Source organism: Deltaproteobacteria bacterium, assembly GCA_016874755.1.
GTDB lineage: Bacteria > Desulfobacterota > Binatia > UBA9968 > UBA9968 > DP-20.
Window position 1 is genome coordinate 62,501 of sequence record VGTH01000002.1, and the last position, 12,954, is coordinate 75,454.

The following is a 12,954-nucleotide window of genomic DNA, read 5'->3' on the forward strand; positions in this document are numbered from 1 at the left end:
CCGTTCGAGATCTTCCAAACGCCTCGTGTAATTCTCCATCATCTCACGGCGCGCGCCCGGGCGCGCGCCCGACAAGGCGTCGGCCGCGTCGACTAGCGGCGCTAAAATTGTCTCGGCTTTTACGTCTTCATGATGCGCCGCAATCGCATTGACGATTTTCGGCGACTCGCCGTACTTGCGCGCCAGCTCGGCGCCGATGATGGCGTGCGAGCCTTCGACCTCATGATCAACAGCTTTGCCAATGTCGTGCAGCAGCGCAGCGCGGCGCGCCTGCTTCTCGTTCAACCCCAACTCCGCCGCCATCGAGCCGCAGATAAACGCCGCTTCAATCGAATGCAGTAACACGTTCTGCGCATAGCTGTAGCGATATTTGAGCCGCCCCAAAAGTTTTACAATTTCAGGATGCACTCCAGCGACGCCGACGTCGAAGATCGCCTTCTGCCCGGCCTCCTTGATCGCGTCTTCCAACTCCTGTTCCGATTTGCGCACGACTTCTTCGATACGGCCAGGGTGGATACGCCCGTCCGACACCAACTTCTCAAGAGATAAGCGCGCGACCTCACGGCGGATCGGATTATGCCCCGAAATCACCACGGTTTCCGGCGTGTCGTCGACAATCAGGTCGATGCCTGTTGCCGCTTCCAGTGCGCGAATGTTGCGTCCCTCGCGACCGATGATTTTACCTTTCAATTCATCGTTCGGCAGCGGAAACACGGTCACCGAACGCTCGGCGACAAAGTCGCCGGCGAGCCGTTCGATCGCCAACGCGACGATCTTCTGGCTTCGGCGCACCGCATCTTCTTTGGCCTCCTCTTCGATCACGCGAATGCGTTTGGCCGACTCATGCTTGGCCTCTTCAACCATCTGATCGATCAGGCTCTTTCTTGCCTCCTCACGAGTCAAACCCGCAACCTGTTCCAGCTGTTTGCGCGCTTCGTCGATCTGCCGATCGCACTCGGCTGCTTTGTCGTCGACGTTTTTCTCCCGCGCCTTGAGCGACTGCTCGCGGCGCCCGAGCTCGGCTTCGCGCTTGTCAACCGATTCAATGCGTTTGTCGATGCCCTCTTCTTTGGTAATCAGCCGCTTTTCTTGATTCTGCAGCTCGCGTTTGGTCTCGCGCACCTCGTTTTCAAAGTTTCCTTTCTCCTTGAGCACACTATCCTTGGCCTGAATCTCGGCTTCCTTCTTGATCGCGCTCGCGTCCTTCTTCGCTTCATCAATGATACGCGCCGCAGCGCCTTGAGCGGATTGTACTTGGCCGCTCTGTTGTTTGCCGCGGAACCAGTTAAGTCCCAGCGCGATGATGATGCCGCCGACTAGGCCGGCAATGGTCATGATTAGTTCTTGACCCAATGAAAACACCCCCCTTCACAATAATTATCTTACACATTCTGCACAGACTGCGTCGCTATGCTCGCGCAGTCGATGGTTCTCCTTTCGGTAACAATTAAATGAACTCTTTGATCCCAGCTCTCGCACGGGACCGTTTCAACAACCTGAAAGTCGTATGCCAGCGCAACGAAAGTCGCGCCGGGCGAAAGCTCCTTTATCAATCGATCGTAATAACCCTTGCCATGCCCCAGACGATTGCCACGCTCATCGAACGCGATCCCCGGCACGAAAACCACCAACCCCCTGGCCTGGCCCGTTTCCAGCCGCTGCTCACCCTTGGGTTCAAGAATCCCCAATGGCCCGGCTTTGAAATCCAAAACGGACGACACCCGAATCAAGCTGAGGGTTCTGCCGGGCTCAATACGCGGAAAATAGACTGACTTTCCCGCTCTCTGGGCATTGTCAAAGACCTCTCGAGTCGAGACTTCGTTGTTGATCGAGCTATAAAGCGCCACCGCACCGGCGGCTCGGTATTGCGCGAGCTCTACGGCCCGGCGTTGAATCAGCCGGCTCCAATCGCCTGCGTCGGTCGCACTGAGCCCTTGACGCTGTGACAGGATAGCGCTGCGGATCGCTTGCTTGCTCGTCGCTTGAAAGGCCCCCCGCATTGTCGTTTTGCATCGGGGGAGAGATGAAGAGAAAATCCTTGGCCGGAAAAACTCTGCTCTATAGATCGGATCTACGTATCGACGAAGTCGGTCCCCTCGACAGCCGCCCGCCGCTTAGCATCACCGCCGGCGCAAATGTCCGGACAGCAGACGGGATTGCGACCCGCATTGACCAGCCCTTGGCAAAAGGCTGCCGAGCTCCCAACGGAATAAATAACGCGATCACCCAGTAGATCAGATCCATTAGTATTGCTTTTCCCCGTTCCCTCATCTTTCCACACCGCCTCGTTTAAGGCTTCTCCAGATGTTGCTCCGCGTTTCACGCGATGCACCGGAGAAATGGATCACCTTAAAGTCGTTAACCCTCCTCAGACAAAGTCGTTGACAGTTTTTCTGACAATTGATTCAGCCGGTGCAACACCGCTTCGTGAGCATCTTTCAATCTATGATACTCGTCAGCAATGTTTAGCGCCGCGAGCATGGCCACATTGGCCTTTGCCACCGGCTTGGGCGCTTGCACTAGCTCCTGCATCTTGCCGTCGACATAGCCGGCCACCTTCAGCATGTAACCCTCTTCGGCATCACTGCTGATGGTGAATTTCTGGCCAAGTATCTCGACGTCTAGTGCGCGCTTGGTCATTGTACTGCTTTATTCGGGCAGATCTAGCGCAGCGAACTGGTTTAAAATCTTGTCCAATTTTTCCCTTAACTCGCCCCGCTCACGCTCGTATTGCCGGATTTGCCCCTTGAGATCGTGCCACTCGTTCTCTTTTCCCTGCAGTTGTCTTTCAATCGATTGCTTCTCTTTTTTAACGCGCTCGTGCTGCTCAATTAGGCGATTGATTTTGATTTCTAACTGTTCAAGGTTTTCCAGCGGCATACGATCCTGCTCATAGGATAATTCATCTTTGAGATTAGTTTCAAGTACTTGCGATGTCAAGCTTATTTACATTCTTAACTCCGGCGATCATGGTTTGGCAGCCCCTTTGAGCAGTTCGCGAACATCGGCGAGGATAGTTTTCGGCTCCGGTGCAGTGCCGTGGTAGGCAAATTTCATCACGCCAGCCCGGTCGACAACGGCGGTCAGCGCAGTGTGGTCGACCAAGCCGCGCGCCTTGCGAGTGGCTTTGACGCCAAAGCTTTGCCAAACAGGCTTGAGCAGCGCCTCATTGCCGGTGAGAAAACTCCAATGGGTCAAATCGACTGCATAGCGCTTAGCGTAGCCCGCGAGCACCTGCGGGTTATCGATCTCTGGGTCAGTCGTGATCGTAACGAAGTAAACGTCGCTTTTCTCAGAAGAGCTAAGACCATCCTGCACATGGCGCATCGCCGCGGTAATCAGTGGGCAAACATCGGGGCAGGTCGTGTAACCGAAGCCGACGACGACAATCTTTCCTTTGAGCTTTGCGGATTCGAAAGGCTGCCCACGCTGGTCGGTCAGCGTGAAGTTCTTGATCGCCTGATTGCTGACACTTCGCTGCAGCTTGGCGGGGCGCGGCGGCTCCGGATGCGCTGCCGCTTGAGGAACTAGTGCAAACACCAGCACAAGCACAAGCAAAGGGATCACGGCTTCTTCGCCTCCGGCGGATCGTCCACGCCCAGCACCGCCTCCCACGGCACACTGCAATGCGCCGCCACTAGCGTATCGTACTTCTCCCACCATTGAAGATCGCGCCCTTCACGGCTCAAAAAGCGCACCATCTGCAGCATGTCGTTGATCTCCGACGGCTTCAACGCCGGCTCAAACGCAGGCATCGTGCCGCGGCCGTGCGCGATGATTCTTCGGATCTGTGCGTTGCTTTTGGTCTCGACTGTTTGACGAAAGTCCGGCGGCTTTACCGGCAGCGACGCTGCAATCGGCCCATCGCCCTGCCCGCTTGGCCCATGGCAATTGATACAGCGCTGCGCATAAAGCGCATCCATGCGCGGGTTACGACCGCAGCCGGCGAGCAACAGGCATGAGAGTAGCATAGCTGCCAAAATCGGGGACATTTCTATTGAACATACCACTCGGAAACCCTCGGTGAAATCTACAGCAAATGAAACGACCGAGTTTTCATGATGAGAAACACCGGGCTTTGCTCGGCAAGCCCGAGGCGCGTCACCGCCGATCCGGTTAAGCGCACATAGAATTCTTCGCCGGCGAGCACCGTAATGACGACTTCGCCGTCGAGCGCTTCAACGCGCTGAATCACGCCCGCCACGATGTTACCCGCGGAGATGCCCTCGGGTTTCTGCGTGCCCAGCAAAATATCGTCGGCGCTGATGCGAACCTGCAGAGCTTGGATGGTTGGCCGTTCCATATAAGGAATGAACAGTTCCTGGCCCGAAGGAGTTCTGACGCGCGCGCGACCGCTCGCTTTGTCCGAGTCGACGAAGGCGACGGTCAAAACGTTGTCAAAATCATCATCGGCCGCCTGCGCAACTGAAAGCGACGAACGGAGAACTTCTTTGGGCGCGCCCTGAGCGAGCAATTGCCCGCGCTGAATCATCAGCACCCAGTCCGCCAGTGTGAGAACTTCCGTTAGATTGTGCGTGACGTAGATCATTGGAATCGCAAATTCGTCGCGCACCCGCGCCAGGTAAGGCAAGATGCGCTCTTTCAACCCGACATCGAGCGCCGCCAGCGGCTCGTCGAGCAGCAGCAGTCGCGGCCGCGAAAGAATCGCACGCGCCAGCGCGACCCGCTGCGCTTCACCGCCGGAGAGTTTCGCCACTGGGCGTTCGAGCAAGCTGCCAATCTCCAGTACCTCGGTCACATGTTCCAGCGTCATCCCTTTGGCATCGTTGACCGAATCCTTGCGCACCGAGCCGAAAAGGATGTTGTTCCACACCGATAGATGCGGAAACAACGCGGCTTCCTGCGGCACATAGCCGATGCCGCGCTGCTGCGGCGCGAGATTGATGCCGCGCGCCGAGGAATATAGCGTCTTGCCGCCAATCTCGATCTCCCCCGAACTAATCGCGCGCAATCCGGCGATGGCGTCGAGCAGGGTTGTCTTTCCTGATCCCGACGGACCGAAGATCGACGTCAGCCGCGCCTCGAAGCTGGCGTTGATGTTCAATTCAAATTCCGCCAGCGGTATGCGGCAAGTAATTTTCATTTCACGCTACCCGCCGTGAACGCAGCAGCCACTCGGAGGACCAAACAAAAATAAAAGCAAGGGCGACGGTGATCGCGAGCAACACGTACGCTTCGTCATCTTTGCCCGACTGCACGAACCCAAAAATCGCCAGCGACAAGGTTTGGGTCTTGCCGGGGATATTCCCCGCGAGGAGAATCGTCGCGCCAAACTCACCCAAGGCGCGTGAGAAAGCCAACAAAGCGCCGGCGACAATACCTTTGTAGGCGAGCGGAATCGTCACCGTAAAAAAAATCCGCAAACGCGAAGCGCCAAGCGTTGCGGCGATCTGCTCCAATCGGGGATTCACTTCGGCAAACGCCGTCCGCGCCGAGCGAAAGAACAGCGGAAACGACATCACCGCCATGGCGATCAGCACGCCTTTCCAATTGAAGACGATCTCAACGCCGCGATCGTAAAGCCAACTACCCACAGGACTGCGGCGGCCGAAAGTTTTGAGTAAAATCAAACCTGTGGACACCGGCGGCAGCACCAGCGGCAACAGCAGGACGGTCTCCAACGCGCTTTTGAAAGGCCACTCTTTGCGCGCAAACCACCAAGCGAGCACGATCGCAAAGGGTAGGATCGCCAACGTGCTCGCTAACCCAACGCCAAGCGAAAACAGCGTGATTTGCCAAGTCTCGGGAGAAAAAATCACAGGAGTGACGCGCGCGACTTATTCCAGAACGACAAAGCCATATTGCTTGATCAGACTTTTCGCCGCCGGCGTTGTTAGAAAGCTCAGGAAATCCCGCGCTGCCGCCTTCTTTTTGGAGTCTTTTACGACGGCGACGGGATAAACGATCTTCGGAGCTTTTTCCACCGGCACCGCGAATGCGACTTTGACTTTCGCCGAAATCGCCGAGTCGGTTTTATAAACGATTCCCGCGTCGACATTGCCAGCCTCCACCGCTGCCAAGGTAGCGCGCGCATCGAGCACCGGAACAATCTTGGCGGCAACACCGCTCCACAACTTTTCATCGGTCAGATACCGCTTCGCGTAAACGCCCACCGGCACGCCCGAAGGGTCCGCCAAAGCGATCCTTTTTATTTCCGGCTTAAGCAGATCCGCGGCTGAAGAAATTTTCAACTTGGAATCGGCCGGCACCACGATCACGAGCTGATTGGACAGAAAGCTCCGCCGTGTGCCCGGCTCAAGACGATTATTCTTTTCGAGGCTGTCCATCTGCGCCAGATCCGCGGAAAAAAACACATCCGCCGGCGCCCCCTCGTCAATTTGCCGCGCGAGAAAATTCGACGGCCCCAAAGTCAGAAACAGTTTGTTTTGGCTCTTTGCCTGATAGGCTTTGCCGACATCTTTCAGCACGTCGGTGAGGCTAGCGGCTGCCGACACCAAGATCTCTTCGGCACGGGCGTTAATCTGATTCACCGCCAAAGCCAACACGAACACGACTATCCTTGTGAACACTCGCCAAGTTTTCTTGAAGCCATGCACGGTCAAGGCATTGTTTCGATTGCGGACCGGCGAACCGAGTGTCCCATCAGTGAAAAAACGCACCCGGCGAAGACGTCCACTACTCACATGTCCACCGCTTCATTGGAATCGTCGAAACCGCCCTTCACATAGCATCTGGCAAATTCTTGCTTTACAACCGACCCAGCATCCATGTTTGCCAATTGCCGAGTTGCATGAAAAACGGCTATCGAATTCCGAATATGCCGTAAACTCATAGGTTTTAGAGAGACTCCGGCGCACTAACGATCCGACTCGTTTGTCCTTTGTGACCAAAAAACCGATCGTCCGACCAAGCGTCAACGACAAACGACAGCACAGCACCGCCCAATCCCATGCTTGCCACCGATTCCAGTCCGGGTCTCGATCAGCCTTCCTCAACACCAGCGGATCGTTGACACAAAATTAGCATACGTGTTACGAGCCAATGAGAGTAACACGCCCATGCACCACCTATCGCGATTTGGCGTTTCGCTGGAAGACGACCTGCTCGAAGCTTTCGACAAAAGCATCGGCGGGCAGGGTTATCAAAACCGTTCGGAGGCGATTCGCGATCTGATCCGGGATCATTTAATTCAGAAAAAGATCAATCACGGCAACAGCGATGTGATCGGCGTGGTGACGCTAGTCTATGACCATAGGGTGCACCGCCTGAGCGATGTTTTGGCGGACATGCAGCACAAAGCCGAGGTCAATGTGAATGCTAGCCTGCACATTCACCTCGACGAGCATAACTGCCTGGAGGTCATCGTCATTCGCGGCCGGGCCGACAAAGTTCACGAGATCTCCGGCAAGTTGATCGCAACCAAAGGAGTGCAAAACGGCAAACTAGTAACCACTACGCCGGAGCTAAAGCACTAAAAAATTTTTCTCCATGGTAACACGAATTTGTAAAGCTTGCTATTCTAGAATAGCACACGACCATGAGCCGCGCTGAACACACCCACGACATCGACACGTCAGCCGCCCACGCCCAAGGTTCGGGCTCGGCGCTCACGCTGATCAGCGTCGCCCACGGCATCAACCACGCCCAGTCGGCGCTCAAGCCCCTGGTCTTTCCTTTAGTCCTCCGTGATTTGAATTTCGGCTATAGCGAGCTCGGCATCATGCTCGGGGTTGCCAGCGCGGTGGGCGGACTCTTGCAGCTCGCCGCCGGCTCCCTTGGCCGAATCTTTCCGCGCCACATGATCCTCGGCGTCGGCAATGCGTCTGTCGGCGTTTGCTTCGTGCTGGTCGGTTTGGCGCAGAGTTATTTTCAATTTTTTCTCTGGACCGTCATGTCGCGGGTTGGCGGCGCAGCGCAGCACCCGGTCGGCAGCTCGCTCTTATCGCATCATTTCAAGAAGAAAAATCTGGGCACTGCGCTCGCCACTCATTTCACTGCCGGCAACGTCGGCACCGCGGTAATTCCGCTCTGCGCCGCGCTCTTGATCGGGTTCTGGGGCTGGCGTTGGACGACGATCCTTTTCGCCGTGCCGGCGATCCTCGTCGGCGCCGCCATGTGCATCTGGCTAAAAGAACCCGGCGGCGCACAGCGTGAAGCCGTCAGTGACCGTGCTTCGTTTTGGCAGGATAGCGCGGAGGCGATTCGAAATAAGAATCTACGCTGGATTCTGGTCGCCGCGATCGTCGCCGCCGGCGGCTCGGGCCACGGCATCATTTCCAGCTTCATGCCGCTCTACCTTAGTCATAATCTCGGCATGGAAGCGGCGGCTGTCGGTTTTATCTTCACACTGATGAACGTGGGCAGCGTCGTCGGCCCCATGCTCGGCGGCAACCTTGCCGATCGTTTTCATCCGCAGCAAATTTTACTCATCAGTTACCTGTCCTCTGCCGCGATTACGCTCGCGATCCCATGGTTGGGTGCCAGCTTCATCGCTGTATCGTTGGCGGCGTTCGCGCTCGGCGTCACTGCGTTTGGCACCCATCCGATTCTGCAAACCCTGGTCACCCACACCACTTCAGAACGAATTCGTGACACGGGATTTGCCTGGTTTTATACAGCGACTTTCATCGCTGGCGCCATCTGGTCGCCGCTGGTCGGCTACCTGAGCCAATGGCTCGGACTCAAGGCTGCCTTCGGTGCCATGGCGGCGTCGTTTGTCCTCGCCATTTCCTGCATTCTGCTCGGTAAGCTGCGCCAAATCGAGGTCACCCCGACCGCCCACGCGATTGGCGATCACCATCACTCGAATTAAGGCACGCGGCCCCATGCGGGAAAGAACTCTGCGGTATCTTTGCACTCGCGCTAGGTCGAGGATGGTGTTAATTTTATTTGCCCTATCGCTGTCGGCACGGCGCCCGTTACACGCTCACCCCTTCACTCATTTTAGATCTCGCGGCCGGCCGTAGCCTGCGCTCCTCTGGTGCCAGGTTCTAAGGTAACTTTGGCATGACCTGGACGGTCGACGTTCTGAACGCCTTTCGGCGCTGAGCGGCGGCGGATTCGACGAAGGAGCTTTGAAGGCCGTTAAACCATCGCGCCTCGGGCCGGCGCAGCGCGACGGCCAAAACATGCCGGCAGAGTTTACGGACGTTTGCAAGTTTCGCTTGCAGCGTCCGACCCGCTAGTTGCCTATTGGGTCGGCCTGTTGATATTATCTTTTGATTGGGGAGATCAAGAAATGCGCGCAAGTGACGGTCATCATCATCTATCTGCCGGCAACGTTATTTCATTCGATAAGCTTTCATTGCTCTTTGGCGGCACGGACGACGCCGGCGTCGTCCGTGGCAGCGAAGTGGTCGGGGATCGCTACCACGATCTGCTGCAGGAAATCGCCGCTATTACCGAGTACCAATGGCGCTCAAGCAGCACCCGCGGTTTGGTGAAAGGGTTTTTGCTCAGCGGCCCTCCGGGCACAGGGAAAACAACCTTGGCCAAGCGTTTGGCCTACGAGCTCGGCCGCAGATTCGATAACGACAACGATCCACCGGTCGCTCTGGCCTTTATCGACGGCGGCGAGATTTCGCGCTCGCGTTATGGCGAAAGCGAAGAGCGCATCCGCGATATTTTTCTCCATGCCAAATCGGGCTTCACCGCCCAGGGGCAGCGCTCGGTGCTCTTGTTCGACGACGTCGAGTCGATTTTCATGGCGCGTGGCAGTCAGCATGCCAAAGAGTGGCACTTTTCTCAGGACAGCGTTTTCTTTCATTCCATCGATGACATCGACACCTCGCGCTCGACGATCATCTTGACCAGCAACCGTCCGGATCTGATCGACGAGGCGATTCGCGATCGCTTTCTCAGCTATGTCGTCGACTATCCTGACCTCGAAACGCTGCTAAAAATGGTCGAGCAGATACCGGCGCTGCAGGAACTCTCCGGCACGCAGCAAGCGGAATTGAGAAAAGATCTGCTGGCGGCAGTAAACGACGGCACCGTGCGCAGCATGCGCGACGGTCAGCGTTTTGCCATGCGCCACTTTGTCGCCAAGCTGCTGAAAAAGGAATCGCTGGCAGAAAGACCCGCCGACTAATTTTTCGAACACTAAACAAGGGGACTTAAAATGGCAAAGAACTTCTATGAACAATGGCTGGAAACACCGAACCGACTCCAAGACGAGCTTGAACAGAGCCGGCTGGTCGCGGTCGACAAAGATATCCCATGGGTCTCAACCCCGCACGACGCCAAAGTGAAGCTGATGGTGGCCAGTCACCTAGGTTACGCCACCATGGGCAGCAACGTGCTCAAGTCCGAGATCCCGGTGGGTTGGCACACCGGCAAGCATCGCCATGGCGAAGAGTCGATGCATATCCTCGAAGGCGAGGGCTTCAGCATTATCAACGGCCAGCGTTTTAATTGGCACACTAGCAGCACCTTGCAGATTCCGTTTTGGGCGGAGCATCAACATTTTAACACCGGCAAAGTTCCGGTCACCATTCTGCACGGCATGTGTTTCGATCTCGAAGCCTTCCTGCGGGTTGCGCGCATCGAGCAGATCGAGACCTGCGGCCCCAACGATCCGACGATGGTCGCCGCCATGCCCGAGGAAACCTCGCAATATTATCCCGACGGCAGCCGCGCGATTATCCACCTTGAGCAGGCGCCGACCAACAAAGAAAAATTACCTCCCGGAGAGAGTTACAACCCGCAGGGCGCCATCGCCGCGACCAAAAACCAACATGATTTTTCTAACTATTTGGTCGTGCCCAAAAACGGCTTTCGTGCGGTCAGCGTTGCGATCACCAATCGCTGGATTGAGCCGGCCTTCCATGAAAGCGGCCGGCACAAACATTTAGAGGCCGTGGTTTACGCGATCGAAGGCGAAGGTTTCACCGACATGCAGGGGAAGCGCATTCCCTGGAGCGCCGGCGACGTCCTCTACGTGCCGCCGGCGATGTGGGAACACCAGCACATTAATGAAAACCCGAACTCGATTACCCAGATTCGTATTGGTTTCAATATTCGCCAGTGGATTACCTCAATCTGGCCGCAGGGTTTTACCAGCACGCGCATCTATGACGACGAAGGCAACCCGATCGAGGCTGGGCGTATCACGCGCAAACGTGAGCGTTCCTACTAGTCAAGTTGCGAATAGGCGCAGAGTCACCACAGGCGACCTCCGCTGTGTCATTCTGAGCGACAGTGAAGAATCTGCCCGTAGCGCCAAACCAACCAGCAGATGCTTTGCTTCGCTCAGCATGACACCTCACCGCTCCCCGTACCCCTTTCCGAAAACAGCTTCTGCGCAAAAAACTTGTCCGGAGTAAACGATGGCTCAATCTACCTCACCATCGAAATACCGCCCCGACCATCACGATTGGGACTCGTCCGATTACGTCGCTCATTGGGCTGCAGGCCAAGACCCCAAGGAGGCCCTACGCCAGAAGCCGTTTGCCGTGCTCGCCGACACTATTCCGCATCAGCAGAACGCCGCGATAAAAATTCTCGATATCGGCGCCGGCTACGGTGCGCTGACGCAATTTCTTTTGCAGCGCTTCCCCAACGCCGAAGCAGTCTGCCAGGATGGCTCCAGCGAAATGGCCCAGCTCGGCAGCGAGCGCATGAAACATCTCGCCGGCAGATTCAACTACGCCATTTGTGATTTCAGCCGACCAAAGTGGGTCAAAGACATTCCCGGCAACTATGCCGCCGCGGTTTCATCCATCGCCATTCACAACGTGCGCGACCCGAAAATTATGCAGCGCGTTTACGGCGAGCTTTTTCCCTTGGTCAAACCCGGCGGCTGTTTTTTGAACTTCGACCGGCCGCGGCCGCCCTGGGAAGATCAACTCAAGTGGCTCAGCGAAGCGGGATTCCACGATACGCAAATATTCTGGCGCGGCGAAAACCGCGCCGTCTATGGCGGCTTTCGGAGTACCTAACGTGGCTCGAATTTATTCTTTACGCCCGGTGCGGTTAATTTTCTGCCTACTCTTGATCGCCTGCGCCTGCAGCCGTAAAGAAGAAACCGCCAAACCCGCCGCAGCGCCGCAAAAGTTCAAAGTCGTCACGACGGTTGCGCCGATCACCAGCATCGTCGAAAACGTCGCCGGCGACAAAGTCACAATCACCGGCATCGTTCCCGAAGGCGTCAACTCGCACACCTTCGAGCCGGTACCATCGGATAGCAAGCTCCTAGCCGAGGCCGATCTGGTGATTCTCAACGGCCTCGATCTGGAAACGCCGACGTTAAAACTTGCCCAAGCCAATCTGAAAAAAGGCGCGGCGATTTTTTCCCTCGGCGACAAAACGATCGAGCAGGCCGACTATGTTTTCGATTTCAGTTTTCCCAAAGACAAAGGTCATCCCAATCCCCATCTTTGGTTGAACCCTGAATATGCCATGCGCTTTGCCACGCTAGTGCGCGACGAGTTGGCGCGCCTCGATCCGCCCAACAAAGCGGCCTACGAAGCCAACACCGCGCAGTTTCTCAAAAAGCTCGAGGCCCTCGACCAGGCGATCAAAGCAGCGGCGGCAACCGTCCCGGCGCAAAATCGCCGGCTGCTCACGTATCACGACTCCTGGCCCTACTTTGCCCGCCGTTACGGCTTCACCGTCATCGGCGCGGCGCAGCCGTCGGACTTTGCCGACCCCAGCCCCAAAGAAGTTATTCGTTTGATCGAACAGATTCGCCAAGAAAAAGTCCCCGCCGTTTTTGGCTCGGAAGTTTTTCCCAGCCGCGTCCTCGAACAGATCGCCCGCGAGAGCAAAAGCCGTTACGTCGACAAACTGCGCGACGATGAATTGCCCGGTAAGCCGAGCGATCCCAACCATTCGTACATCGGCATGATGGTTGAGAACATTACGATCATGTTCGAAGCCCTCGGCGGCTCCGCCGACGCCTTGAAAAAAGTCGATCCTGCGCCCGTGGCTGGCAGCCACGCGGACTATCGGCGCAGGAATTAATATTCCTCC

The 12,954-nt window shown here is 56.5% G+C and carries 15 protein-coding genes (1 of these 15 running past the window's edge); 6 read left to right on the forward strand and 9 right to left on the reverse strand.

What is annotated here, in order from left to right; all coding sequences use genetic code 11:
* The 9 genes from rny to modA all read right to left on the reverse strand — a co-directional run.
* Nucleotides 1-1,335 carry the 5' portion of a ribonuclease Y gene (rny, locus tag FJ145_01445; protein ID MBM4260082.1) on the reverse strand. It extends 213 nt beyond the left edge of the window, so the window shows 1,335 of its 1,548 coding nt (coding positions 1-1,335); it begins with the start codon at nt 1,333-1,335; its stop codon lies off the left edge, out of view.
* 47 nt (nt 1,336-1,382) lie between these two features.
* Entirely contained in the window at nt 1,383-2,000 is a 618-nt protein-coding gene (locus FJ145_01450) for a 5-formyltetrahydrofolate cyclo-ligase (protein MBM4260083.1), read from the reverse strand.
* Between the two features lie 358 nt (nt 2,001-2,358).
* Nucleotides 2,359-2,640 (reverse strand): cell division protein ZapA, encoded by a 282-nt coding sequence (locus FJ145_01455; protein MBM4260084.1) that lies wholly within the window; start codon nt 2,638-2,640, stop codon nt 2,359-2,361.
* A 9-nt stretch (nt 2,641-2,649) separates the two neighbouring features.
* Nucleotides 2,650-2,940, reverse strand: coding sequence for a hypothetical protein (locus tag FJ145_01460; protein ID MBM4260085.1), 291 nt, complete (start codon nt 2,938-2,940; stop codon nt 2,650-2,652).
* A gap of 27 nt (nt 2,941-2,967) precedes the next feature.
* Entirely contained in the window at nt 2,968-3,663 is a 696-nt protein-coding gene (locus FJ145_01465; protein ID MBM4260086.1) for an SCO family protein, read from the reverse strand.
* A complete protein-coding gene (locus FJ145_01470; protein MBM4260087.1) occupies nt 3,564-3,992 on the reverse strand; it encodes a cytochrome c in 429 nt (142 codons plus the stop codon). The genes FJ145_01465 and FJ145_01470 overlap by 100 nt, the downstream gene beginning before the upstream one ends.
* 38 nt (nt 3,993-4,030) lie before the next feature.
* Complete coding sequence (gene modC / locus FJ145_01475; GenBank protein ID MBM4260088.1) at nt 4,031-5,104, reverse strand: molybdenum ABC transporter ATP-binding protein; 1,074 nt, start codon at nt 5,102-5,104, stop codon at nt 4,031-4,033.
* 1 nt (nt 5,105) lies between these two features.
* Complete coding sequence (modB, locus tag FJ145_01480) at nt 5,106-5,777, reverse strand: molybdate ABC transporter permease subunit (GenBank protein MBM4260089.1); 672 nt, start codon at nt 5,775-5,777, stop codon at nt 5,106-5,108.
* A gap of 21 nt (nt 5,778-5,798) precedes the next feature.
* Nucleotides 5,799-6,551, reverse strand: a complete 753-nt coding sequence (modA, locus tag FJ145_01485; protein ID MBM4260090.1) for a molybdate ABC transporter substrate-binding protein — start codon at nt 6,549-6,551, stop codon at nt 5,799-5,801.
* A 489-nt stretch (nt 6,552-7,040) separates the two neighbouring features.
* On the opposite strand from modA, the gene nikR reads away from it, so the two are divergent.
* From nikR to FJ145_01515, 6 genes are all read left to right on the forward strand, one after another.
* A complete protein-coding gene (gene nikR, locus FJ145_01490; GenBank protein ID MBM4260091.1) occupies nt 7,041-7,457 on the forward strand; it encodes a nickel-responsive transcriptional regulator NikR in 417 nt (138 codons plus the stop codon).
* 62 nt (nt 7,458-7,519) lie between these two features.
* Nucleotides 7,520-8,794, forward strand: a complete 1,275-nt coding sequence (locus FJ145_01495; protein ID MBM4260092.1) for an MFS transporter — start codon at nt 7,520-7,522, stop codon at nt 8,792-8,794.
* Nucleotides 8,795-9,220: 426 nt separating this feature from the next.
* Entirely contained in the window at nt 9,221-10,072 is an 852-nt protein-coding gene (locus tag FJ145_01500) for an AAA family ATPase (protein MBM4260093.1), read from the forward strand.
* Between the two features lie 30 nt (nt 10,073-10,102).
* On the forward strand, nt 10,103-11,119 hold the full coding sequence (locus FJ145_01505; protein MBM4260094.1) for a cupin domain-containing protein: 1,017 nt from the start codon (nt 10,103-10,105) through the stop codon (nt 11,117-11,119).
* 190 nt (nt 11,120-11,309) lie between these two features.
* Nucleotides 11,310-11,921 (forward strand): methyltransferase domain-containing protein, encoded by a 612-nt coding sequence (locus tag FJ145_01510; protein MBM4260095.1) that lies wholly within the window; start codon nt 11,310-11,312, stop codon nt 11,919-11,921.
* A complete protein-coding gene (locus FJ145_01515; GenBank protein ID MBM4260096.1) occupies nt 11,899-12,945 on the forward strand; it encodes a zinc ABC transporter substrate-binding protein in 1,047 nt (348 codons plus the stop codon). Before FJ145_01510 ends, FJ145_01515 begins: the two co-directional genes overlap by 23 nt.
* The last annotated feature ends 9 nt before the right edge of the window (nt 12,946-12,954 follow it).

Bases quoted from the DNA above. Each gene is read 5' to 3' on its own strand.
- FJ145_01455 (MBM4260084.1), bottom strand. From the start codon at position 2,640: ATGACCAAGCGCGCACTAGACGTCGAGATACTTGGCCAGAAATTCACC.
- FJ145_01450 (MBM4260083.1), bottom strand. From the start codon at position 2,000: ATGCGGGGGGCCTTTCAAGCGACGAGCAAGCAAGCGATCCGCAGCGCT.
- modC (MBM4260088.1), bottom strand. From the start codon at position 5,104: ATGAAAATTACTTGCCGCATACCGCTGGCGGAATTTGAATTGAACATC.
- FJ145_01465 (MBM4260086.1), bottom strand. From the start codon at position 3,663: ATGGTGGGAGAAGTACGATACGCTAGTGGCGGCGCATTGCAGTGTGCC.
- FJ145_01500 (MBM4260093.1), top strand. From the start codon at position 9,221: ATGCGCGCAAGTGACGGTCATCATCATCTATCTGCCGGCAACGTTATT.
- FJ145_01470 (MBM4260087.1), bottom strand. From the start codon at position 3,992: ATGTCCCCGATTTTGGCAGCTATGCTACTCTCATGCCTGTTGCTCGCC.
- FJ145_01505 (MBM4260094.1), top strand. From the start codon at position 10,103: ATGGCAAAGAACTTCTATGAACAATGGCTGGAAACACCGAACCGACTC.
- nikR (MBM4260091.1), top strand. From the start codon at position 7,041: ATGCACCACCTATCGCGATTTGGCGTTTCGCTGGAAGACGACCTGCTC.
- FJ145_01495 (MBM4260092.1), top strand. From the start codon at position 7,520: ATGAGCCGCGCTGAACACACCCACGACATCGACACGTCAGCCGCCCAC.
- FJ145_01515 (MBM4260096.1), top strand. From the start codon at position 11,899: ATGGCGGCTTTCGGAGTACCTAACGTGGCTCGAATTTATTCTTTACGC.
- FJ145_01510 (MBM4260095.1), top strand. From the start codon at position 11,310: ATGGCTCAATCTACCTCACCATCGAAATACCGCCCCGACCATCACGAT.